The organism is Pasteurella sp. XG20 (assembly GCF_018968665.1).
In the GTDB taxonomy this organism is placed as follows: Bacteria; Pseudomonadota; Gammaproteobacteria; order Enterobacterales; family Pasteurellaceae; genus Pasteurella; species Pasteurella multocida.
In genome coordinates, this window is the sequence record NZ_CP076656.1 from 298,040 (window position 1) to 321,143 (window position 23,104).

Annotated in this window: 12 protein-coding genes; 6 read left to right on the forward strand and 6 right to left on the reverse strand. The window is 40.4% G+C overall.

What is annotated here, in order from left to right; translation table 11 throughout:
- Positions 1-13 precede the first annotated feature (13 nt).
- Positions 14-12,304: a YopT-type cysteine protease domain-containing protein gene (locus tag KPF51_RS01315; RefSeq protein ID WP_238383312.1), complete on the forward strand. Its 12,291-nt coding sequence runs from the start codon at positions 14-16 to the stop codon at positions 12,302-12,304.
- Positions 12,305-12,472: 168 nt separating this feature from the next.
- Here KPF51_RS01315 and era read toward each other — a convergent pair whose 3' ends face one another.
- The 5 genes from era to grcA form a co-directional block, all read right to left on the reverse strand.
- A complete protein-coding gene (era, locus tag KPF51_RS01330) occupies positions 12,473-13,393 on the reverse strand; it encodes a GTPase Era (RefSeq protein ID WP_005753323.1) in 921 nt (306 codons plus the stop codon).
- A complete protein-coding gene (gene rnc, locus KPF51_RS01335) occupies positions 13,390-14,067 on the reverse strand; it encodes a ribonuclease III (RefSeq protein ID WP_211599593.1) in 678 nt (225 codons plus the stop codon). The genes era and rnc overlap by 4 nt, the downstream gene beginning before the upstream one ends.
- Before the next feature lie 6 nt (positions 14,068-14,073).
- Positions 14,074-15,096, reverse strand: a complete 1,023-nt coding sequence (gene lepB / locus KPF51_RS01340; protein ID WP_061406219.1) for a signal peptidase I — start codon at positions 15,094-15,096, stop codon at positions 14,074-14,076.
- An 18-nt stretch (positions 15,097-15,114) separates the two neighbouring features.
- Positions 15,115-16,911, reverse strand: coding sequence for a translation elongation factor 4 (lepA, locus tag KPF51_RS01345; protein ID WP_005722312.1), 1,797 nt, complete (start codon positions 16,909-16,911; stop codon positions 15,115-15,117).
- Between the two features lie 231 nt (positions 16,912-17,142).
- Positions 17,143-17,526, reverse strand: a complete 384-nt coding sequence (gene grcA, locus KPF51_RS01350; protein WP_005718923.1) for an autonomous glycyl radical cofactor GrcA — start codon at positions 17,524-17,526, stop codon at positions 17,143-17,145.
- A gap of 263 nt (positions 17,527-17,789) precedes the next feature.
- Here grcA and ung point away from each other — a divergent pair, with 263 nt between their 5' ends.
- The 5 genes from ung to pfkA all read left to right on the forward strand — a co-directional run bounded on the left by ung (position 17,790) and on the right by pfkA (position 21,817).
- Positions 17,790-18,470, forward strand: a complete 681-nt coding sequence (gene ung, locus KPF51_RS01355; RefSeq protein WP_223848002.1) for a uracil-DNA glycosylase — start codon at positions 17,790-17,792, stop codon at positions 18,468-18,470.
- 27 nt (positions 18,471-18,497) lie between these two features.
- Positions 18,498-19,274: a peroxide stress protein YaaA gene (yaaA, locus tag KPF51_RS01360; protein ID WP_005722316.1), complete on the forward strand. Its 777-nt coding sequence runs from the start codon at positions 18,498-18,500 to the stop codon at positions 19,272-19,274.
- Position 19,275: 1 nt separating this feature from the next.
- Complete coding sequence (locus KPF51_RS01365) at positions 19,276-19,842, forward strand: 6-phosphofructokinase (RefSeq protein WP_005722317.1); 567 nt, start codon at positions 19,276-19,278, stop codon at positions 19,840-19,842.
- On the forward strand, positions 19,843-20,757 hold the full coding sequence (locus KPF51_RS01370; protein ID WP_005753332.1) for a cation diffusion facilitator family transporter: 915 nt from the start codon (positions 19,843-19,845) through the stop codon (positions 20,755-20,757).
- A 94-nt stretch (positions 20,758-20,851) separates the two neighbouring features.
- A complete protein-coding gene (pfkA, locus tag KPF51_RS01375) occupies positions 20,852-21,817 on the forward strand; it encodes a 6-phosphofructokinase (protein ID WP_005751062.1) in 966 nt (321 codons plus the stop codon).
- A gap of 92 nt (positions 21,818-21,909) precedes the next feature.
- On the opposite strand, the gene rlmC is transcribed toward pfkA, so the two are convergent.
- The gene (gene rlmC, locus KPF51_RS01380) at positions 21,910-23,100 is read right to left on the reverse strand and encodes a 23S rRNA (uracil(747)-C(5))-methyltransferase RlmC (protein WP_005722319.1); all 1,191 of its coding nucleotides are present in this window, start codon (positions 23,098-23,100) and stop codon (positions 21,910-21,912) included.
- Positions 23,101-23,104 lie beyond the last annotated feature (4 nt).

A 23,104-nucleotide genomic window follows, 5' to 3' on the forward strand; every position in this document is an offset into this window, starting at 1 on the left:
GGATTAACTTAATATGAACAAAAATCGTTACAAACTCATTTTTAGTCAAGTCAAAGGTTGTCTCGTTCCTGTGGCAGAATGTATTAACTCAGCTATTAGCAATGGTTCATCTGATTCAACATCCACATCAGAACAAGTTGAAGAGGAACCTTTCCTTCTAGAACAATATTCACTTTCCTCCGTGTCTTTATTAGTAAAAAGCACGTTCAATCCTGTTTCGTATGCAATGCAATTGACTTGGAAACAGCTTTCTATTTTATTTTTAAGTGTGATTTCTGTTCCTGTTTTGGCTGAGGGAAAAGGGGATGAAAGAAATCAATTAACAGTGATTGATAATAGCGATCATATTAAATTAGATGCATCTAATCTTGCTGGTAATGATAAAACAAAAATCTATCAAGCAGAAAATAAAGTTCTGGTTATTGATATTGCTAAACCAAATGGGAAAGGGATTTCAGATAACCGTTTTGAAAAATTTAATATTCCAAATAGCGCGGTGTTTAATAATAATGGGACTGAAGCACAGGCAAGATCAACATTAATTGGTTACATTCCGCAAAATCAAAATTTAAGGGGAGGGAAAGAAGCTGATGTTATATTAAATCAAGTGACAGGTCCTCAAGAAAGTAAAATTGTTGGCGCGCTTGAAGTATTAGGTAAAAAAGCTGATATCGTCATTGCAAACCAAAATGGTATTACCTTAAATGGTGTAAGAACAATAAATTCAGATCGTTTTGTTGCCACTACGAGTGAGCTTATAGATCCGAATCAGATGATGTTAAAGGTTACAAAAGGAAATGTGATCATTGATATTGATGGTTTTTCGACAGATGGATTAAAGTATTTAGATATTATTGCTAAAAAAATTGAACAAAAGCAATCAATTACATCAGGGGATAATTCAGAAGCAAAAACAGATGTCACTCTTATTGCGGGTTCCAGTGAATATGATTTAAGCAAACATGAGCTGAAAAAAACGAGCGGTGAAAATGTATCTAATGATGTTATTGCTATCACGGGATCTAGTACAGGCGCAATGCATGGTAAAAATATTAAGTTGATTGTGACAGATAAAGGTGCAGGCGTAAAACATGATGGAATTATTTTGTCTGAAAATGATATTCAGATTGAAATGAATGAAGGTGACTTAGAACTTGGCAATACGATTCAGCAAACAGTGGTAAAAAAAGACCGAAATATTCGAGCCAAGAAAAAAATTGAAGTGAAAAACGCTAATCGTGTTTTTGTTGGTAGTCAAACGAAATCAGATGAAATTTCGTTAGAGGCGAAACAAGTTAAAATCAGAAAAAACGCAGAGATTAGGAGTACGACACAAGCCAAAATCGTAGCAAAGGGTGCCCTGTCTATTGAGCAAAATGCGAAGCTCGTCGCTAAAAAGATAGATGTGGCAACAGAAACTCTAACTAATGCTGGGCGTATTTATGGTCGAGAGGTTAAGCTTGACACTAATAATTTGATTAATGATAAAGAAATTTATGCTGAACGGAAATTGAGTATTTTGACGAAAGGAAAAGATCTTGAAATTATTCAAGATAGATATTTGTCTCCACTGATGCGCGTAAAAAGTAGTGTCCGCTTTTTAGGCTCTCCGTTTTTCTCAATATCTCCGTCGATGCTCGCAAGCCTTAGTGCACAGTTTAAGCCTGGTTTTGTGAATAAGGGACTCATTGAAAGTGCGGGGAGTGCAGAATTAACTTTTAAAGAAAAAACCAGTTTTTTAACAGAGGGCAATAATTTTATTAGAGCTAAAGATGCGTTAACTATTAACGCCCAAAATATTGAAATTGATAAAAATCAAGATATTCAATTGGGTGCTAATATAACGTTGAATGTGGAAGAAAACTTTGTTAATCGTGCAGGAACACTGGCAACTGGTAAAACACTGACAATTAATACCGAAAGTGGCAGTATTTACAATCTTGGTGGGACATTAGGTGCTGGAAAATCATTAAAACTGACTGCTAAATCAACGGAAGAAGGTATGGGAAATATTGTTAACCAAGAAAACGGTTTATTCCATACACTCGGTAATATGATGTTAGAAGCAGAGCGTTCTGTTTATAATATTGGCGATATTTATGCGAGTAAAAAATTAACAGTTCATACTCATAATTTGATTAATGATGTGCGTTTATCTGGCAATGTGAGTTATAAGCCTATCGGTTCAAGTCGTGATTATGATATCAGTCGTGTTGCGGTACATGGTTGGCACAATAATGTTTATAAGCTCAACTTAAATCTGCAAGAACAAGATAAAACCGATATTAAAGTTGTGAAAATGGGGGCTATCCGTTCTGATGGTGATTTTGACTTTAAGGGAATAAAGGCGACATCATCAGAATCAAAACCGCAGTTAATTAATCATGGATTAATTAATGTCAAAGGAACATTTAATGCGGAAGCTGATCAAGTGGTGAACCAAATGAAAGCGTTTAACCAAAATGCATTAGCAAGCGTGTTTAAGAATCCAGCGAAAATCACGATGTACTATCAACCACTTACTCGTTATATTTGGACACCATTATCGGGTAATGCATCGCGTGAATTTAACAATTTAGAGTCTTTCCTCGATGCCTTGTTTGGCTCAACAACAATCTTAAAATCAAGTTTCTATAGTACGGAAAATTTTAGTGCTTATCAGCTTCTATCTCATATTCAGCATTCACCAATGTACCAAAAAGCGATGGCACAAGTGTTTGGTGCAGAGTGGCATAGTAAATCCTATGATGAGATGCGAAACAAATGGAAAAGCTTTAAAGAAAATCCAACAGATTTCATTTATTACCCATCAGAAAAAGCAAAAATCCTAGCGGGAAAACTAGAAGGTAAGCTTACAACGCTACAAAATGGTGAATATGCCGAACGTGGTAAGTTTGATGAGAGTATCCAAATTGGTAAACACCAATTATCGCTACCATCAGTAGAGCTTAAAGCGGAGTTTAGTGATAAAGAACGTTTGGAAGAGGACGGGGTAGATTTATCCTCGATCGCCGAACTCTTAGAAATGCCAAACTTATTTATTGATAATAGTATCCAATTAGAAAAGAAAAAGTTGTCTCCTATTGAGGATCTAGATGAAGAACCACGTAAAAATCTGGATATAGAAGAAAGCCATTCTAATTCATCGGATGACGTGCTTAGCATGAATGATGATGAGTCTGATACAGACGATAGCAAGTGGAGTATGGGCAATGATGAGAAAGAGATGCCCGATGATAAGCTGGGTATAAGTCGTGATGATCGTGGAAATAAACCACCTCGTACTGATCCTACAGTTGATTATCTTAACCCTGATGAATTCTTTGAAAATGGTTATCTCTTGAATGAGCTACTACAGGAGCTTGGAGAAGAGCCGTTACTAAAAGAAGGGGAAGATCATTTTAAACGTTCTACCAATCTAGTCCGTCTAGGCGAGAGAGATAGGCAAAATAGAGAAAAGAGAGAAAAAGAGGGGTATTTTGATCTGCCTGGTACATTAGATATGAAACTGCAGGAGTTATTCGAAAAAAGAAAACAAAAACACGAAGCAGAACAGAAAGCAAGAATAGAAAAAGCACTTCTACAAAAATCAGAACAACAAGAAAAACGTGTTGAAGAACGTAAGCAAGAGGAAAAACGTCAAGCGCAAGATAAAATTGCTAAGCAAGTAGAAATTGCAAAAGAAATGCAACGGGTAGAAGAAATTCGCCAGAGAGAAAAACAACTTGCGATCCAACTGCAAGAAGAAGAGAAGAAACAACAAGAAGAAAAACATTTATCCGAGGAGAAAAAACAAGCTGAACAGAAACAAAAAGCTGAGGAGAAAGTTGCACAAGAAAGATTAGACATTGAACAACAGAAAGCGTATGAAGAAATGGCGAAGCGAGAGGCAGAGGCATCAAAAAATGTTTTATTGAAAGCGATTGATGAAGAACGTCCAAAAGTGGAAACTGATCCACTTTTCCGTACAAAATTGAAATATATCAATCAAGATGACTATGCTGGTGCAAATTATTTCTTCAATAAAGTTGGTTTAAATACAAAAGGTCATCAAAAAGTAAATGTGTTAGGGGATAACTATTTTGATCATCAAGTGATTACTCGCTCGATTGAGAAAAAAGTAGATAACCACCTTAACCAAAAATACAATCTCAGCGATGTGGAATTAGTTAAACAGCTGATGGACAATTCCACAACACAAGCGCAGGAGTTGGATTTGAAACTAGGTGCGACATTCACTAAAGAACAACAAGCTAACTTGACCCAAGATATCGTTTGGTATGTCAAAACGAAGGTAAAGGGCAAAGATGTGTTTGTTCCAAAGGTTTATTTCGCTTCTGAAACGCTCGTAGAAGCCCAAAAATTACAAGGTTTAGGCACTGGGACTATCAGAGTTGGTGAAGCTAAGATTAAAGCCAAAGATGTGGTGAATACCGGGACATTAGCTGGGAGAAAACTCAATGTTGAAGCGAGTAATAAAATCAAAAATCAAGGGAGTATCTTAAGTACTCAAGAAACACGTTTAGTCGGGCGTAAAGGTATTGAAAACGTATCTCGTTCATTTGCAAATGATGAATTAGGAGTCACTGCACAACGCTCAGAAATCAAAACGGAAGGTCATTTACATCTTGAAACAGATAAGGATTCAACTATTGATGTACAAGCATCGGATATTAAAGCAAAAACAAGCTTTGTGAAGACTGGTGATGTGAATCTCAAAAATACATACAATACTAAACATGCCTACCGTGAGAAATTCTCGCCGAGTGCACTACAAGTTGCAGAACTTGATGTGGCAGGGCTTAAAGTCCCACTTTTAGGCGTGTCGTCTCCATCCAGTTATTCAGAGCATACTAGTGAGGCAACTTCAGAGGGATCAATCTTCGAAGTAGGGCACTTACATCTTGCGGTAGACAGAGATGTGAACCAAGCGGGGAGTAAAATTAAGGCTAAGTATACCACTGGTGTTGTGAAAGGGAACTTTAATACTGAAGCGGGCAAGAATATTAAACATGTCGAAAAAGAAGAATATAGTTCACAGCTATTTGCTTCAGCACACGCGAGTGGTGGTGGCACCTCAGTTCGTTATGACTATAACAGCCAAGATGGTGGCAATGCCTCTGTTGGTGTTCCGACAAACCATACTGGAGTTGGGGCAGAGGCAGGAATGTCATTCACCCATACCAAAGACAAAGAAACACTGCTCACTCACACCAATAGTGAATTACAAGTCAAACATGGGAAATTACATGTGCTTGGTTATGCCGATATTGGTGGAGTAGATATTAATACTAAACTACCAGAAGATGCACAAAGCAAAGCACAGAAAGAGATAGCGGCTAGCAAGCCAGAGAAGACCGAGCAATCTGCACAGGATGTGGCTCAAGCTCAATCAAATGCCAATAAGGATAAGGAAAATAAAGCCCCAGAAATAAAAGAATTATCAGAGGCTGAAATCGCGGATCTCATGTCAGAAAAATCAAAAGCGTATTTTGATGATTTTGCAGAGCAAGCGAAAAAAGCACCTGAAAACAATCGATTTGAATTGTCTGCGAAAGAAATTAAGTCGAGCAAACAAAAAGACCAATATGATCATGAGTCTGAACGGACGACTTTTAAAGTTGGACCTGAAGCGGAGGCTCATTCTGCGGTTGCCGATATGGTGAGCCATTTAGTGAAAGAATATAGAGATGCACAAAATGGGACTAAACAAGACGGTACAGTAGCATTACAACATGCTAGTGATGTCTTAAATATTGTGACGGGGGATTTAGCGGGGAGTTCAGCTAAATTGTCTGTTGAAAGAACACATGAGACAAAACGAACGACAGAAACGGGGGATATTGTTACTAAGATTGGTGGCAATGTCACACTGTCAGCACGCAGTGGTAGTGTGAACCTTAAAAATGTACAAAGTGATGAACAAGCTAATTTGACCTTAAGAGCAAAAGAAGATGTGAATGTGCTGTCTGGTGAAAAAACACGAGAAACCACAGAAACAGTATCAAGACAGAAACTTTCTCATGGTGTGAACGCAGGTTGCAGTATGATGAGTGGCGCCTGTACTGCCGGTGTTAGCACATCACTTGAAGGAAATGAAAGCTATACGTCAGAACGTGAAACGGCTCAAAATAACAGTTTCTTAAAAGCACGCAACATGAAAGTTGAAGCAGGTCGCGATTTTAATGTTGTCAGTTCGAATATTGATGCAGATAAGCTCGATCTCCACGTTAAAGGAAAAACGAATGTGGTATCCAAACAAGATACGTTACAAAAAGTGACGCATGGAATTGACTATAATCTTTCCGCTGGCGTTGCACTTTCTAGTGCAACAATTGCTACCCCAACCGGTAATGTTGGTTTCGGTTATACCAATGAGACCGAAAGCAAGCGGACGGTTAATCAACAAGCAGGGATTAAAGCGAATAAAATTACAGGGCAAACGCATGACTTAAATCTTGAGGGGGGATATCTTGTCAGCAACGATAAGGATAATCAGCTGAAAGTTACCGGCGATGTCACAACTAAAGCCCTTCACGATCAACATGATAAAGATGGTGGAACATTTGGTTTATCTGTGGGTATCAGTGAACGTGGTACTACCGCCTTTAATGTACGAGGTGGGCGAGCTGAACAGAAACACTATAATGCAACGCAGAAATCCACTCTTTCTGGCGTGGATACCTCTCAAGCGAATGTATCAGGTCAAGTGAATACGGATTTAGCCAAGGCAAAAGCTGTCACACGTGATGATACTTACGCAAGTACGCAATTTAGTTTTGAAGTGGCAGATATTGTGGAATTAGGACAAAGAGCGAAAAATAAACTGTCAGCACCAAACAATGACACCGATATGGCGGCAGGTTCTACATTACGGTCGCGTTCTACTACGGAAGAGGCAGATGTCCCAACAAGCAGAGCTCGCGTAGTGGATGAGACAGATTCGATATCCGTGAAAAATCCGATTTATGAAAGTGCAGAGGCGGTGGTGGCAACACCACGGAGTAAAAATGTGGATAGCGCAAGTGTAGAGCTAGTGGATAATCCACTCTATGGTAGTGCAACACCAAGATCGAAAGTGTCTGACACAGAGGTGAGTACAGCCAAAGTACATGATTACGAAGAAATCCCTGCTGCTACATATAATACAGTCGGTGATAATGCAGGAAATGTTACTCGTCAGCGCTCCGCACAAACCGATGAGCATATTTATGCAGAAATTGCAGATACGAATGATGTGAAACGTTCCTTCTCTACCAAGCAAGACACGCCAGCGGCAGGACAACCTGTTGATAGTATTTATTCAACTGCAGACGTGCCAAAAACAAAAGGTGTTGAAAGTATCTATACAACGGCAGGGGAGTCTCAAACAAAAGTGGCTGAAACGACATATACGACAATAGATGCTCGTAGGGCTACTGTCACCGAGGGCGAATATGCGAGTGTGGATAAACCAAAAAGCCGGAAAAAAAGAAATGTAGTGGATGAATCACTCGACCAAGTTAAGACAACCCCAGACGCTGCATCAGCGCATCTTTATGCTGAAATCGGTGACGTTAATCACAAAGCAACACGACCTTTACCTGAAACGCCGGAAAGCAACGTTAAAGGAAAATCAATAGAAAGCACATATGCAACAGTAGATACACCAAAAATCAATGTTGCAGAGAGTGATTATGCGACGATTGCAGACACTAAAGTGAGACCGGTGGAAAGCACTTATGCCACAGTAGACACGCCAAAAGCGAAAGCAGTGGATAGTGATTATGCAACAATTGCCGAATTGAAAGGCAGAAGTGCAACTGATGCATTACCTGAATTGCCAGATCAAGCTCGCTCAAAAGTGTCGGTTGATGCATCAGAAAATAGCTATGCTGAAATCAGTGACGTTAAGCACAAAGCAACCCGTTCTTTACCTGAAACGCCGGAAAGCAACGTCAAAGGACAACCGGTAGAAAGCACATATGCAACAGTAGGTACATCAAAAATCAATGTTGCAGAGGGTGATTATGCGACGATTGCAGAGGCTAAAGTGAAACCGGTGGAAAGCACTTATGCCACAGTAAAAACGCCAAAAGCGAAAGCAGTGGATAGTGATTATGCAACAATTGCTGAGTTGAAAGGCAGAAGTGCAACTGATGCATTACCTGAATTGCCAAGTCAAGCTCGCTCAAAAGTGTCGGTTGATGCATCAGAAAATAGCTATGCTGAAATCAGTGAAGTTAACCACAAAGCAACACGACCTTTACCTGAAGCACCAGAAAGTAAGGTGAAACTACAAGTTGATGGGGATAGTGATTATGCGACAGTCGGTGAACTGGCTGTAAAAGGTGCGGATATCAACTATGCAACTGTGACTGAGCCAAAAGTAAGAAAAGCACGGAGTGTCAACGATCCGTTACCTGAGTTGCCAGGTCAAACGAAAGTGAAATCGATCACTGAGTTAGAGGCTGTAGAGCATATTTATGCGGAAATTCAGGATAACCACAAAGCGAAGCGTGCTTTACCTGACGTGCCAAATGCTCAAGTAAAAGGGAAGTCACAAGTCAGTGACAGTGAAGGGGATTATGCAACCATTAATCCTTCTCCGAAAGCACAACATGCACAAGAGGTAGAAAGTGTAGAGACCATTCAGCCTCGTGCGAAAGCGAAAGATGTGGAATCCGATTATGAAGCGATTCCATTTGATAGTGCTGCTGAGGCAAATACAGGTAGCACAGCCTTTAGACGTGCAGACAATACGGACACAACTGTTGAACCGAAAGTGGGGACTGTCTCCGAAGAAAATGTAGCCACTACCCAAACAGCGGCAAAAATGGATAACAGCAAACTTCGGGCGAAGACAGACGAGTCTGTTGACAATACACAACTTGTTGCGAAAAGCGAAAAAACAGAAAAATCTTTATTTAGCAAAGTGAAAGACTTCTTCACTGGAGGCGATTCAAATAAAGAGAAAAAAGCGAAAGCGACAAAACCGGCTCAAGAAAACGCTGAAGCACAAGTGAACACGAAACCAAATTACGAGAGTTTAGAAGATAACTTGAATCTGAAAAACTTGTTAGATTTGGAAGGTAAGCGTAATGAAGCGTTTGAGTCGACGGTATTGAAAAATCCTGAATTTTTAGCGGAAGCAAGAGAAGCAGCGAAGAAATATCTCCCAGAGGCGACCATCAAGCAAATGGCGAATTCCCCTGAGTTTGATGATATTCTGACTGAAGGGGCAAGAAAAGTCGAAAAACGTATTAATGATGCAGTGAGCTTTAAACCATCTGTGGACGAATTCGCGGATATTCAAGGACTCGTGAAGCAACTACCGAAAGGTGATGTGATTGAGGACGTGAATGCGAAAACCTTAAGCATTACCGAAGCGTTAGCAGAAACTTCAAAAACGATCCAACGTAATCCAAAATTGAAAGAGGAAGTACAAGGTGCAATTGAAGAATTCTTGAAGAGCAGTCAGGGTAAAGACTTAACCGTTGAAATGGTGGAGAAACTGAATCATGGTTTACGTCCAGATGAAGGTGCAGATCGTGTGCTGTATAAGAAAGAAACCTTAACCAAAGAAAATGCGGTGTTCTCAAGCCCTGAAGCAGCAAAAATCCAGCTAAGTGAAACGGTTGATTTTATTAATCAAGCCAGAACTCAGGGTGTAGAGCCAAGTGTGTTAGCCGGTTTAGTATACCAACGTTTAATTGCTTACCATCCATTTGCGGAAGGTAATGGTCGTATGGCACGTGTGATTGTGAATAAACTTTTATTAGATGCGGGTTATCCAGCATTTACGAAGTTTAATGCCGACTTTGAAACACAGATCATTCCACAAACTGACACGAGTGGGAAATCAGCAACGAGCACAAAAGTTGTAAAAGAGTTCTTAACCGAATTAGGTAAAAAACCGTTACCTGAAGTGAACACAAATGTGACAAGCAAAGTGAGTGTAGCAACTGAAGAACCTGTTTATGCAAGCATAGATAAACGTCCTGAAGCGTTAGCAAAAGCGAAGGCAAAAGGTGATGAAGCAGCACAAAATCAGCCAGTGAAAACACCAGTCGCAGACGAGGTAGCACCTGAATTACCGAAACGCTCAGCAGTGTTAGATTCAGAGGCGGAAGTGAGTCACAAAGCACAAACTAATGTGGATTCAGACGTTGAGGTGAAAGCGAAAGCGCAAGCTGACGAGGATATTTATGCGACGATCGATAAACGTCCTGAAGCAAGAGCAAAAGCTAACGCCAAAGCCGATGAAGCGCTAGCGAACAATCTAATTGTTAAAGCTCAAGTGGAAGACGATGTGGCACCAGAATTACCAATTCGCCCAGAATTGAAAGATGCGGCAGGCGGACGTAAAAAGGCGAAAACGTCAATAGAGGAAGGTGCAACGGGTGCTTCAGAAAGTCAATCTGTGTTCAAGAAGATCAAAAACTTCTTCTCTCACAATGATGCTTCGAAAAAAACGGCAGCGAAAAAACAAGGTGCAGAAGACAAACCAAACTATGATGGACTAGATGATGCTATTAACTTAAAAGGTTTGGTGACGTTAGAAGAACAACGTAATCAAAGCTTTGAGAATAACGTATTGAAAAATCCGAAATTCTTAGATGAAGCGAGAGAAGTAGCGAAGAAATCTATCCCTGAAGCAACGATTAAGCAAATGGGTAACTTGCCAGAATTCGATGATATTCTGACGGAAGGGGCGAGAGATATTGAAAATCGCATTAATAATGCGGTGACCTTCAAACCATCAACACAAGAGTTTTCAGAGATTCAAGCCTTGGTGAAAAAATTACCGAGGGGGCAAGCTGTCGACGATGTTGATCTCAAAACCAGCAAAATTACTGATGCATTAGCGGAAACATCAAAAACGATCCAACGTAACCCTGAATTAAAACAGCAGTTACAAGGTGCAGTTGAAGAGTTCCTGCAAAGCAGTAAAGGTAAGAACCTGAGCGTAGAAATGATTGAGAAACTCAACCATGGCTTACGTCCAGATGAAGGTGCAGATCGTGTGCTTTACAAGAAAGAAACCTTAACCAAAGAAAATGCGGTGTTCTCAAGTCCAGAGGCATCACGCATTCAGTTGGCAGAAACGGTTGATTTCATTAACAATGCAAAAACACAAGGTGTAGAGCCAAGTGTATTGGCCGGTTTAGTGTACCAGCGTTTAATCGCTTACCACCCATTTGCGGAAGGTAACGGTCGTATGGCACGTGTGATTGTGAATAAAATCTTGTTAGATGCGGGTTATCCGCCATTTACCAAATTCAACGCTGAATTTGAAACAACAATTATTCCACAAACAGAGAAAACGGTGAAATCTGCAACCAGTAGTGAAGTGGTTAAGGAATTCTTAACAGAGTTGGGTAAAAAAGGCGATGCGGTGGTGATTCCAGCTACCACAGAAAGTCCTAAAAATTCAGCAGAAACAGACCGCACTTCGGTACCTGCAGGTTCTCCTAACTTTATAAAAGGTTATGTGGAAAGCGTGTCAGATGTTACACCAGAAGTGAGCAAACCGAAACCAGTCAGTGAACGCGTTCAGCAAAAAGAATTGGTTGAGCAATCTCGTAGTGTATTGCAACAAGTTAAAGATCAATTCCAACCGTTGAAAGTGAAACACAAAATTGATGCGGTTCGTGATTCGGTGAAAGACTACGGTGGGGAAGTGAGCTTCAAGTATGCCCAATCGAAAGGGGAGGTATATAAAGAGATTGTGAAACACGTTGAAACACAACACGGCGTTTGTGAATCCACTTGTGCCCACTGGATTGCGAACAAAGTAAGCAATCAAGGCGAGGATTTCTGGCAATCGATGTATGAAGATGGCAAAAAAGGTCATTTGAAGCAAGAAGCCATTGATTCGATTAAGAAACTGCAAACAGAGTTTATGCAAAGTGGCAGTGCGACACAGCAGTTCAAATTGACTGATAATTGGTTACAAGAGCAAGGCGTAGTACCGAAAGAGAAAAAAGTCGGCGATTTGAGCCGTCGTGATGAAGTGGCAGGCACGGTATCGAAAAGTGATATTTCCGCATTGTCTAAAGCGATTTTAGATACGGGTAGCGATACTGCTGGCGCGAAGAAGATCTCGATTAATCTTGAAGGCGGTTCACATACTGTGTCGGCGCTTGTTCAAGGCGAAAAAGTCGTATTTTTCGATCCAAACTTCGGCGAAATGACGTTCCCAAGCCATCAAAAATTTGAAAGTTGGCTCAAAGAAGCATTTTGGGAGAAGAGTGGTTATGCGGGTAAAAAAGAAGGTAAACGCTTCTTTAATGTAGTGAATTATCACGCAGAAACCAAGTAAGTGCGCTAAAATGCGGTTAAATCAGAAAAAATTTTGATTTTGACCGCACTTATCACTTCAAGTTGTAATATATACCGCGAGTGCAAAGGCATTCGCGGTTTTTTTATCGTGTAGAAACAATAAAAAAGAGTGGCTTTACCACTCTTTTACACAAGGTCGGAAACTTAGTTATTCGTCCATATAACCTAAGCTACGTAAGGCGCGTTCATCATCCGCCCAACCTGATTTGACTTTTACCCACAGCTCAAGGTGGACTTTATTATCAAACAAGCGTTCCATATCAGCACGCGCTTCAATACCAATTTGTTTGATTTTTTGCCCTTTATTGCCGATCACCATTTTTTTCTGACCTTCACGTTCAACTAGAATTAATCCATTGATTTCGTAAGTACCGCGTTCGTTCAATTTAAATTGTTCAATTTCTACGGTAACAGAATAAGGTAATTCATCACCGGTAAAACGCATGAGTTTTTCACGGATGATTTCGGAGGCCATAAAGCGTTGTGAACGATCAGTCACATATTCTTCAGGGAAATGATGCGTACCTTCATGTAAAGATTCACGCACAATTTTTTCTAATTCTGCGACATTTTTGCCCCCTTGTGCCGAAATTGGGACCACGTGGGCAAAGTCAAATTTACTGGTCAGCTCGGTAATAAATGGCAACATGTCTTCTTTGTTTTTGATGTTGTCAATTTTATTAATTGCGAGCACCACGGGGGCTTTCGCCGCACGCAATTTATTGAGCACCATTTCATCATCTTCATTCCAATGCGTACCATCTACCACAAAGATAATCAGATCCACATCACCAATTGCACTGCTTGCTGCACGGTTCATTAAACGATTAATCGCGCGTTTTTCTTCAATATGTAAGCCCGGTGTATCAACATACACTGCTTGATAAGGACCGTCAGTGTGAATACCTACAATGCGATGACGGGTTGTCTGCGCTTTGCGTGAGGTAATTGAAATTTTTTGCCCCAAGATTTTATTCAAAAGGGTAGATTTCCCTACATTAGGACGACCTACAATAGCAATAAAGCCACAGTAAGTTTTGGCGTTATCCGCCGTCTTTATTTCGTTCATTTCATTTCCAATAATTGTAAAATTTTTTCTGCTGCCGCTTGTTCAGCTTTACGGCGACTTGCACCGCTTCCCATAAAAGTGCGGTCAATATTTTTCACGTAACATTCGACAGTAAACGTTTGGCAATGGGCTTCACCTTTGATTTCAACCACATTGTAAGTTGGGAGAGGAAGACGTTTACCCTGTAAATATTCCTGTAAGCATGTTTTGGGGTCTTTTTGATTGTCACCCGGTTGGATTTGTTTGAGCTGTGCTTGGTACCAATGTTGTACGATTTTCGTGGTAGTGGCTAAGTCACTATCTAAAGAGATAGCGCCAATAATGGCTTCCACACAGTCAGCTAGAATCGACTCGCGACGAAAACCGCCGCTTTTTAATTCGCCCGGTCCGAGCGATAAATAATCCCCCAATTCAAATTGGCGAGCTAATGACGCGAGCGTTGGCTCACGTACTAGCGTGGCTCGCATACGACTTAATTCCCCTTCATTACATTTGGGAAACTGGTGATAGAGTGCTTCAGCAATGATGAAATTTAAAATGGCATCGCCGAGAAACTCAAGACGCTCGTTGTGCTTAACCGCGGCACTGCGGTGTGTTAATGCTTGTTTAAGCAACGCCGGTTGGTTAAATTGATAACCAATCTGGCGTTGTAAACGTTCTAAATTTTGAGTCATTACTTATTACTTAATTTCTGTAAAAAAGCGTTCAAAACGGACGCCTGTTGGCCATTGATCTTGTTTTTTATCTAAACTCAACCAAATATATGTGGCTTTCCCCACAATGTTTTTCTCTGGGACAAAGCCCCAAAAACGGCTGTCTTCACTGTTATTACGATTGTCGCCCATCACAAAATAATGCCTTTCTGGTACGACCCATTCTGTCACATAATTGCTTTGTGAACGGTAGGCTTTATAACGAAAACCTTCTGAAATTGGTTCAGGATACCAGTGAATTTGGTGAGACACATCGCCTGTTTCGGTGGTTTCTAACGGCGAAGGACCATACAGATATTCACCTTTATGATCACGTCCAATCAGAAACTGAAAGTCTGGATTTTCTTTAGGCTCAGTATAGCTAAAGATTTTTGTTTCACAGTCACTGTGACATTCTTGACCGTCTTTCGCATAGGTTAAAGTTAATTGACGCGTGTATTCGTTGTATTGCACTTTATCGCCCGGTGCGCCGACAACACGTTTAATATAATCTACGCTAGGTTGTAACGGGGCTTTAAACACAATAATATCGCCACGTTCAGGTTTGCCAGTTTCAATTATCGTGTTTTGGAACACAGGATCTTTAATCCCGTATGCGTATTTTTTTACTACCAAAAAGTCACCAATACGCAATGTTGGTTCCATTGATGAAGATGGAATTTGAAAGGGTTCAAACAAAAAGGAACGTAAAATTAACACAAAGGCGAGAACCGGAAACAGTGAAGATAAAAACTCTCCGCCTTCTGAGATGGGTTCAATTTTAGCCTTTTCTTCATCGCTGAGTGCTTTGCCAGAACGTTGTTCTGCACGCGCAATTTGTCTTGCGCGCCGTGGTTGGACCGTAAAACGGTAATAGCACCACAAGGCGCCAGAAATGACGGTCAAGAGAATAAGCAAGATGGAAAACGTGTTAGGTAAGGCAAAATAATCTAATACTTTCCAGACACCGAACCCTGCTACTAACAATAGAATGAGGAAGAAGTTAGACATAGTATTTCCTGATGTTCCTTATTTGTCTTTTCCGACATGTAAAATCGCTAAGAAGGCTTCTTGTGGTACTTCGACGTTACCCAAAGACTTCATGCGTTTTTTACCTTCTTTTTGTTTCTGTAAGAGTTTTTTCTTACGGCTAACGTCACCACCATAACATTTTGCTAATACGTTTTTACGTAATTGTTTGACAGTAGAACGGGCAATAATGTGGTTACCAATCGCCGCTTGAATCGCAATATCAAATTGTTGACGTGGAATGAGCTCACGCATTTTCTCCACTAATTCACGACCACGATAAGGTGCATTATCTTTATGCACGATTAACGCTAACGCATCGACACGCTCACCATTGATCATAATGTCGACACGTACCATATCGGCGGCTTGGAAACGTTTGAAACCATAATCTAAGGAAGCATAACCACGAGAAGTTGATTTTAAGCGGTCGAAGAAATCCAGTACCACTTCGCCCATTGGGATTTCATAGGTCAATGCCACTTGGTTACCATGGTAAACCATATTGGTTTGTACACCGCGTTTTTCTACACAGAGTGTAATGACGTTACCTAAGTAGGTTTGTGGTAACAGCATGTTACATTCTGCAATCGGTTCACGAATCTCCGTAATGTTGTTGAGTGGCGGTAATTTTGATGGGCTATCCACATAAATCACTTCACCGTCGGTTTTTTCCACTTCATACACTACTGTCGGTGCTGTGGTAATCAGATCAAGATCGTATTCGCGCTCTAAACGCTCTTGAATAATCTCCATGTGGAGAAGTCCTAAGAAACCACAACGGAAACCGAAACCAAGTGCGGTGGAGTTTTCAGGTTCATAGAATAATGACGCATCGTTTAGACTAAGTTTACCGAGTGCATCGCGGAACGCTTCATAATCATCAGAGCTAATTGGGAATAAACCGGCATACACCTGTGGCTTAACTTTCTTAAAACCCGGCAGGACAGAAGAAGCTGGATTGTTGTGCGAAGTAAGCGTATCACCCACGGGTGCCCCTAAAATATCTTTAATGGCGCACACCACCCAACCCACTTCACCACAATTTAAAATGGTGGTATCGACTTGTTTTGGGGTGAAAATACCAAGACGATCCACATTGTAAGATTGCCCTGTAGACATCACTTTGATTTTATCGCCTTTGCGTAATGTGCCGTTTTTAATGCGCACTAAAGATACTACGCCTAAGTAGTTATCAAACCACGAGTCGATAATCAAGGCTTGTAATGGTGCATTCGGATCCCCTTCTGGTGCAGGGATTTTATGCACAATTTCTTCCAACACATCTTCAATACCCACACCGGTTTTTGCTGAACAGCGCACCGCTTCCATCGCGTCAATACCGACAATGTCTTCAATTTCTTCTGCAACGCGTTCAGGATCTGCCGCGGGCAAGTCGATTTTGTTTAAAATCGGCACCACTTCTAAATTCATTTCAATTGCGGTATAGCAGTTAGCCAAAGTTTGTGCCTCGACACCTTGTCCCGCATCCACCACTAATAATGCGCCTTCACAAGCGGCTAAAGAACGCGATACTTCATAAGAGAAGTCAACGTGACCTGGTGTATCGATGAAATTTAATTGATAGGTTTCGCCATCTTTCGCTTTGTAGTTTAAGGTCACACTTTGTGCTTTGATCGTAATCCCACGTTCACGTTCAAGATCCATGGAATCCAACACTTGGGCTTCCATTTCACGATCAGATAAGCCTCCGCAAGTTTGAATAAGGCGGTCAGAGAGTGTCGATTTACCGTGGTCAATGTGTGCAATAATAGAAAAGTTACGTATATTCTTCATATGAAAATCAATTTATGTATAAAAATTGGATAAAGTTAAACTGCCAGATTTTACCTGAATATTGATGAATTCGCTAGCAATAGCGTAAACGTGCACTGAAATTGGTGTAAATTTTTTATCTCAAGCACTGCTCTTTATGAAGTCAAGTGAGGGCACAGAAATAGCTGTGCAAAAACAAAAACACCTCGTTTTTATCTCGAGGTGTTTTTTTAAGAGGTAAATGGATGCCAATTATAGACTTTGTGTGAATGTACGAGTAATCACATCACGTTGTTGTTCAGGTGTTAATGAGTTGAAACGTACAGCGTAACCTGAAACACGGATTGTTAATTGTGGGTATTTTTCTGGGTTATTGACCGCATCTTCTAAGGTTTCGCGGCGTAATACGTTAACGTTTAAGTGTTGACCACCTTCTACTTTGACTGTTGGGGCGATATCAACTGGTAATTCGCGATATTCGATTTGACCTAATTCACTTACTGCAACGATTTGATCTTCAACGAAGTCACCTTTAGCACATAAACAACGCGCTTCACCTTTTTCGCTATCTAATAACCAAAATGAGTTTAATAAATTGTCATTAGCCGCTTGGGTAATTTGAATACCTTTAATCATTGTCTGCCTCCTAAGTTGGCGATTTGTTAATCAGTGTAAATTGGTCAGAATTTTATCAAAATTTTTGATGATTTCAAATCGTTTTGACCTAGAACAAAGGGTTTTTATAGGTTAATTTTTAAATTTTGATTTAGATCAATAAATATTGTAACGCTATGATTTTAAACATCTTTTATTTAACAATAAATAAACATTTATTTAACAATCTGCATGCAATAACTGTCAATTTTATAGGAAGTTCTTTATAATCGGAAACTCAACAATTGGAGGAAAAAATGAAGACGTGGAAAGATGTGATTGGTACTGAGAAAACACAACCTTATTTTAAACATATTTTAGATCAGGTTCATCAGGCTAGAGCATCAGGTAAAATTGTCTATCCTCCCCCGCAAGAGGTGTTTAGTGCTTTTCAGTTGACTGAATTTGAAGCTGTAAAAGTGGTGATTATTGGTCAAGATCCTTATCATGGTCCCAATCAAGCACATGGGTTGGCGTTTTCTGTTAAACCGGGTGTGGTACCACCGCCTTCCTTGATGAATATGTATAAAGAGTTAACACAAGATATTGAAGGCTTTCAGATCCCCAATCATGGCTACTTAGTGCCTTGGGCGGAACAAGGGGTTTTGCTGTTAAATACTGTGTTAACGGTAGAACAAGGTAAGGCGCATTCGCATGCTAGTTTTGGTTGGGAAACTTTTACTGATCGTGTGATAGCAGCTTTAAATGCACAACGTGAGAAGTTGGTGTTTTTGCTTTGGGGGAGTCATGCACAGAAAAAAGGGCAATTTATTGATCGGCAAAAACATTGCGTCTTCACTGCGCCACATCCTTCGCCACTCTCTGCCCATCGTGGTTTTTTAGGTTGTCGTCATTTTTCCAAAACCAATGCCTATCTAATGGCGCAAGGGCTATCGCCAATTCAATGGCAATTAGCTTCGCTTTAATCTCAACGTTATTCAGGAAAGAACATTATGTTAGCCATTATTTCTCCAGCCAAAACCTTAGATTTTGAAAGTGCGGTACCAAAATTTGAATTTTCTCAACCGCAGTTAACAGAGTATAGCGCCCAATTAATTGATGTCTGCCGTCAGCTTTCGCCTGCGGAGATCGGCTCGTTGATGTCGATTAGCGACAAGTTAGCTGGCTTAAATTTTGCCCGCTTTGCAGAGTGGCAAAAAGCGCATACGGAACAAAACTCTCGCGCGGCAATTTATGCGTTTAAAGGCGATGTATATACCGGATTAGACGTTGAAAGTTTATCGCAGCAGGATGTGTTATTTGCCCAACAACATTTACGTATGTTGTCCGGCTTGTATGGTTTATTAAAGCCACTTGATCTCATGCAACCTTACCGTTTGGAAATGGGGACAAAACTGGTGAATAGCAAAGGGAAAGATCTTTATGCTTTTTGGGGAAATGTGATTACCGATGCTTTACAGCAAGCGATCGAGGCACAAGGCGATAATGTCTTAGTGAATTTAGCCTCGGATGAATATTATAAATCAGTAAAAGAAAGCCAATTGAATGCAAGGATCATTAAGCCTGTGTTTTTAGATAATAAAAATGGCAAATACAAAGTCATCAGTTTCTATGCCAAAAAAGCACGCGGTTTAATGTGTCGCTATATTATTCAAAATCGTTTAAGCGAGGTAGAACAATTAAAAGGGTTTGATTTAGGCGGGTATTGGTTTGATCCAACGAGTTCAAGTGAAACCGAGTTCGTATTTAAACGTGATGTGGCGGAATAGTATGCAAAAGATTCTCTTCATATTAACTGCACTGATTGGGCTGTTACTTTCAGGCTGTGCCAGCAAACCGCAATTAGTGGCACCGCAGCAGATTACCCATAATCAACACACCTATACTTTAGCCACGCAACAAGATTTGGGGAATCTTGCCCGTTTCTTTTATTTAGAAGAAGGGGAAAGTGTAGAAAATTGGAAAAGTGCGGTGGAATTGTTATTTGATCGTAATCCCATGCAAGTCAGCTTAGATGATCGTATCGCATTGCGTCAACGTGTCTATAAAAATACTGGGGTCAAACATTTTAAATTACAGCAACAACAGGAAACCCTGTATTCTTTTGTCATCTATGAACCGACAGTGAAAAATAATGATTGGCAAGTCGATGTAGCAAAAGGAAAAGGCATTGCGGGCTGTGGATTTGTGCAATACCAATATTCATTAAAAATTCCGAAAAGCAAAAAATTGCGCCACATGAAAAATGAAAAAGTGATTCGTTATTTGAAAAAGTATGTAGTAGAGAAAGAAATGAAGCACATTAAACAAGTGGCTTGGCAATGGATGTGTGCATAGATGGAAGAAAAAAGCTATTCTTCACAAGTGAAAAAAGCGGCAAATTGTGCGGTCTATACTGCTTTAATGTTGATTCTGGTGAAGGGATTTGCATGGTGGGAAACAGGCTCTGTGAGCATGTTGGCATCTATTGTTGATTCCACCTTGGATTTAGCGGCTTCCTTTTTAAATATGCTGATTTTACGTTTTGCCTTAATGCCAGCAGATGATAATCACTCATTTGGTCATGGTAAGGCGGAATCTCTTGCTTCATTAATTCAAAGCGCCTTTATCTCTGGCTCCGCGGTTTTTCTCCTCCTGCAAGGGATTCATCGTTTTAATGATCCTCAACCGTTAACCAATCAAACTCTAGGGATTGCCGTCATTTGGTTTTCGATTGTGATCACTTCCGCGTTAGTGTATTACCAAAGTCGCATTATTCATAAAACGGGTAGTCCGGCGATTAAAGCGGATCGTTTACATTACCAAACTGATATCTACATGAATGTAGCGATTTTAATTTCTCTCGTGTTCACTGCGTTTGATTTTATTCTGGCGGATGCAATTGGGGCAATTATCATTGCGGTTTATATTTTGGTCAGTGCACTAAAAATGTTATTTGAAGCGGTACAATTACTGTTGGATCGAGCGTTACCTGAAGCAGAAATTCGTCAAATCGAACAAATCATTTTGTCAGATAAACGTATTCTAGGGTTTCATGATTTGCGTACTCGTCAGTCAGGCGCCATTCGTTTTGTCCAGTTTGATTTAGAGCTCGATGATCATTTGTCTTTTTTAGAAGCACACGATATTACCGAACAACTTGAACAACGGCTTCGTCAGGCGTTTGCACGAGTCGATATCGTGATTCATCATGAGCCAACAAGCGTAGTACAAGCCGAAAAATTAGAAAATGCTAAGCTAGATCAAATGTAGTAGGATTTTTCATAAATTTTGCTAGAGCAGTTTGTATGAATAGTGTAATCTTAGCGACGATTTTGGATTCATTTTTATTTAGAAGGTTTAATATATGATAAAAAAAATAGCAGTATTAACCAGTGGTGGTGACGCACCGGGCATGAATGCCGCCATTCGCGGCGTGGTTCGTTCAGCACTTGCGGCAGGATTAGAAGTATACGGTATTTATGAAGGCTATTATGGGTTATATCATAATAAAGTGAAACAAATGACCCGTTATAGTGTTTCCGACATTATTAACCGCGGCGGTACTTTTCTAGGATCGGCGCGTTTTCCTGAATTTAAAGATCCTGCGGTTCGCGCTAAATGTGCTGAAATTTTACGTTCCCATGGTATTGATGCACTTGTGGTGATTGGTGGGGACGGTTCTTACATGGGGGCAAAATTACTGACGGAAGAACATGGTTTCCCTTGTGTCGGTATCCCGGGTACGATTGATAACGATGTGGCAGGGACAGACTACACCATCGGTTATCAAACCGCATTACAGACAGCCGTCGAAGCCATTGACCGTTTACGCGATACCTCAAGTTCGCACCAACGTATTTCGATTGTTGAAATCATGGGACGTCATTGTAGTGATTTAGCTATTTCAGCGGGTATTGCTGGTGGTTGTGAGTATATTGTGGCATCGGAAGTAGAATTTAACCGTGAAGAGTTAATTCAACAGATTGAGCGCAGTATTATCAAAGGTAAACGTCATGCCATTATTGCAATTACCGAGTTAATTTGTGATGTGAATGAATTAGCCCGTGAAATTGAATCGCGTGTGAAACATGAAACCCGTGCTACCATTTTAGGTCATATTCAACGTGGCGGTACGCCTTGCGCATTTGACCGTATTTTAGGTTCACGTATGGGCGTTTATGCGGTTGATTTATTAATGCAAGGTAAAGGTGGCTATTGCGTTGGTATTCAAAATGAACAATTAGTTCACCACGATATTATTGATGCAATCAACAATATGCGCCGTGAATTTAAAGCGGATTGGTTAGCATTATCAAAACGTTTAGACTAATCTGTTGAATGATATTGAAGGAAAAACGGTGGAAGACTCCACCGTTTTTTTATGTCCTTAAAAAATCGGTCTTGTAAGACAGATAAACACATTTATTTTCGTTCCAGTAAACACAGCACTTCATAATGAGAAGTATGTGGGAACATATCAAATAACTGTACTTTTTTCAGTTGATAATCGCTCAAGTGGAGGATATCTTTTCCCATGGTTTCTGCATTACAACTGGAATACAAAATAAAGTGCGGTGCGAGTTGATTGAGAAATTGTGCCAGTTCTATACCAATGCCGCGACGAGGAGGGTTAACGATCACAAGTTCGGGTGTGTCGTCTTGTGCCGCGGGAAATTGTGCTAAGGCGAAATGTTTAGCATCTAAAGATTGAAACTTTACCTGTTTTAAGCCTAATTTTTGTGCCGAGAGTGTTGCGGCTTCAATGGCTGAGGCGGAAATCTCAATGCCGGTTAATTGAATTATGCGATCAGGGTATTGGGTTTGTAAGGCTTGTGCACAATGTAAGCCAAAACCTCCAACACCACAAAATAAATCCCATAGCCTGTGAACGGGTAGCTCTTGTACCCAATGTTGCGCAGTGCCATATAGCCCTTGTGCTACTTGTGGATTGGTTTGGAAAAAGCCTTGTGGGCGAATGAATAACGGAATCTGATTAAAACACTCTTCTAGCGTGTGTTGTTCCGTGAGAAAAATTTCTTTTTCCCCTTCTAAAATGGCGGCATGTTGCGGTTGAATATTTAAACTGACCACTTTTAGTTGTGGCAATTTGGCTAATAACCCGGGCAGTTCGCGCTGAACTAAAGGTAATTTTTTTTCTGAACGGAGCACGAAGCGTAACATTAAACCACCATCAAGCTGGCTTTCTGTTAGCAAAATATATTTCAGTTCCCCTTTTTGTTTTTGAATGTTATAGGGGACTAAGCCTGCTCGTGCAATGAAATCTCTTAAAATCGTAAAGATGTTTGTAAAATGAGCTGGGTAGAGTGGGCAATCGGTTAAGTCCGCCTCACTTTGTGGGTGACTTAATATCGGTCGTTCTACCATCCCACTGACTGCCATTTTGGCTTTATTACGAAATCCTTGCAGTATTGACGTATAAGGTGCTTGCCATTGAATTTGTGTACAATCCAGTTTTTGGAGTTGCTGTTGTAGATGTTGCTGTTTTTTCGCAAGCTGTGTTGAGTAAGGCGTCGCCAGCCATTGACAAGAACGACAATCGCCACGTTGATAATGCTGACAAGGCAACGCAAAAGAAGTAGAAGGAGATGACATAATT

Coding starts and splice junctions, on each gene's coding strand:
- KPF51_RS01315 (WP_238383312.1), top strand. CDS start 14: ATGAACAAAAATCGTTACAAACTCATTTTTAGTCAAGTCAAAGGTTGT.
- era (WP_005753323.1), bottom strand. CDS start 13,393: ATGAACGAAATAAAGACGGCGGATAACGCCAAAACTTACTGTGGCTTT.
- rnc (WP_211599593.1), bottom strand. CDS start 14,067: ATGACTCAAAATTTAGAACGTTTACAACGCCAGATTGGTTATCAATTT.
- lepB (WP_061406219.1), bottom strand. CDS start 15,096: ATGTCTAACTTCTTCCTCATTCTATTGTTAGTAGCAGGGTTCGGTGTC.
- lepA (WP_005722312.1), bottom strand. CDS start 16,911: ATGAAGAATATACGTAACTTTTCTATTATTGCACACATTGACCACGGT.
- grcA (WP_005718923.1), bottom strand. CDS start 17,526: ATGATTAAAGGTATTCAAATTACCCAAGCGGCTAATGACAATTTATTA.
- yaaA (WP_005722316.1), top strand. CDS start 18,498: ATGTTAGCCATTATTTCTCCAGCCAAAACCTTAGATTTTGAAAGTGCG.
- KPF51_RS01365 (WP_005722317.1), top strand. CDS start 19,276: ATGCAAAAGATTCTCTTCATATTAACTGCACTGATTGGGCTGTTACTT.
- KPF51_RS01370 (WP_005753332.1), top strand. CDS start 19,843: ATGGAAGAAAAAAGCTATTCTTCACAAGTGAAAAAAGCGGCAAATTGT.
- pfkA (WP_005751062.1), top strand. CDS start 20,852: ATGATAAAAAAAATAGCAGTATTAACCAGTGGTGGTGACGCACCGGGC.
- rlmC (WP_005722319.1), bottom strand. CDS start 23,100: ATGTCATCTCCTTCTACTTCTTTTGCGTTGCCTTGTCAGCATTATCAA.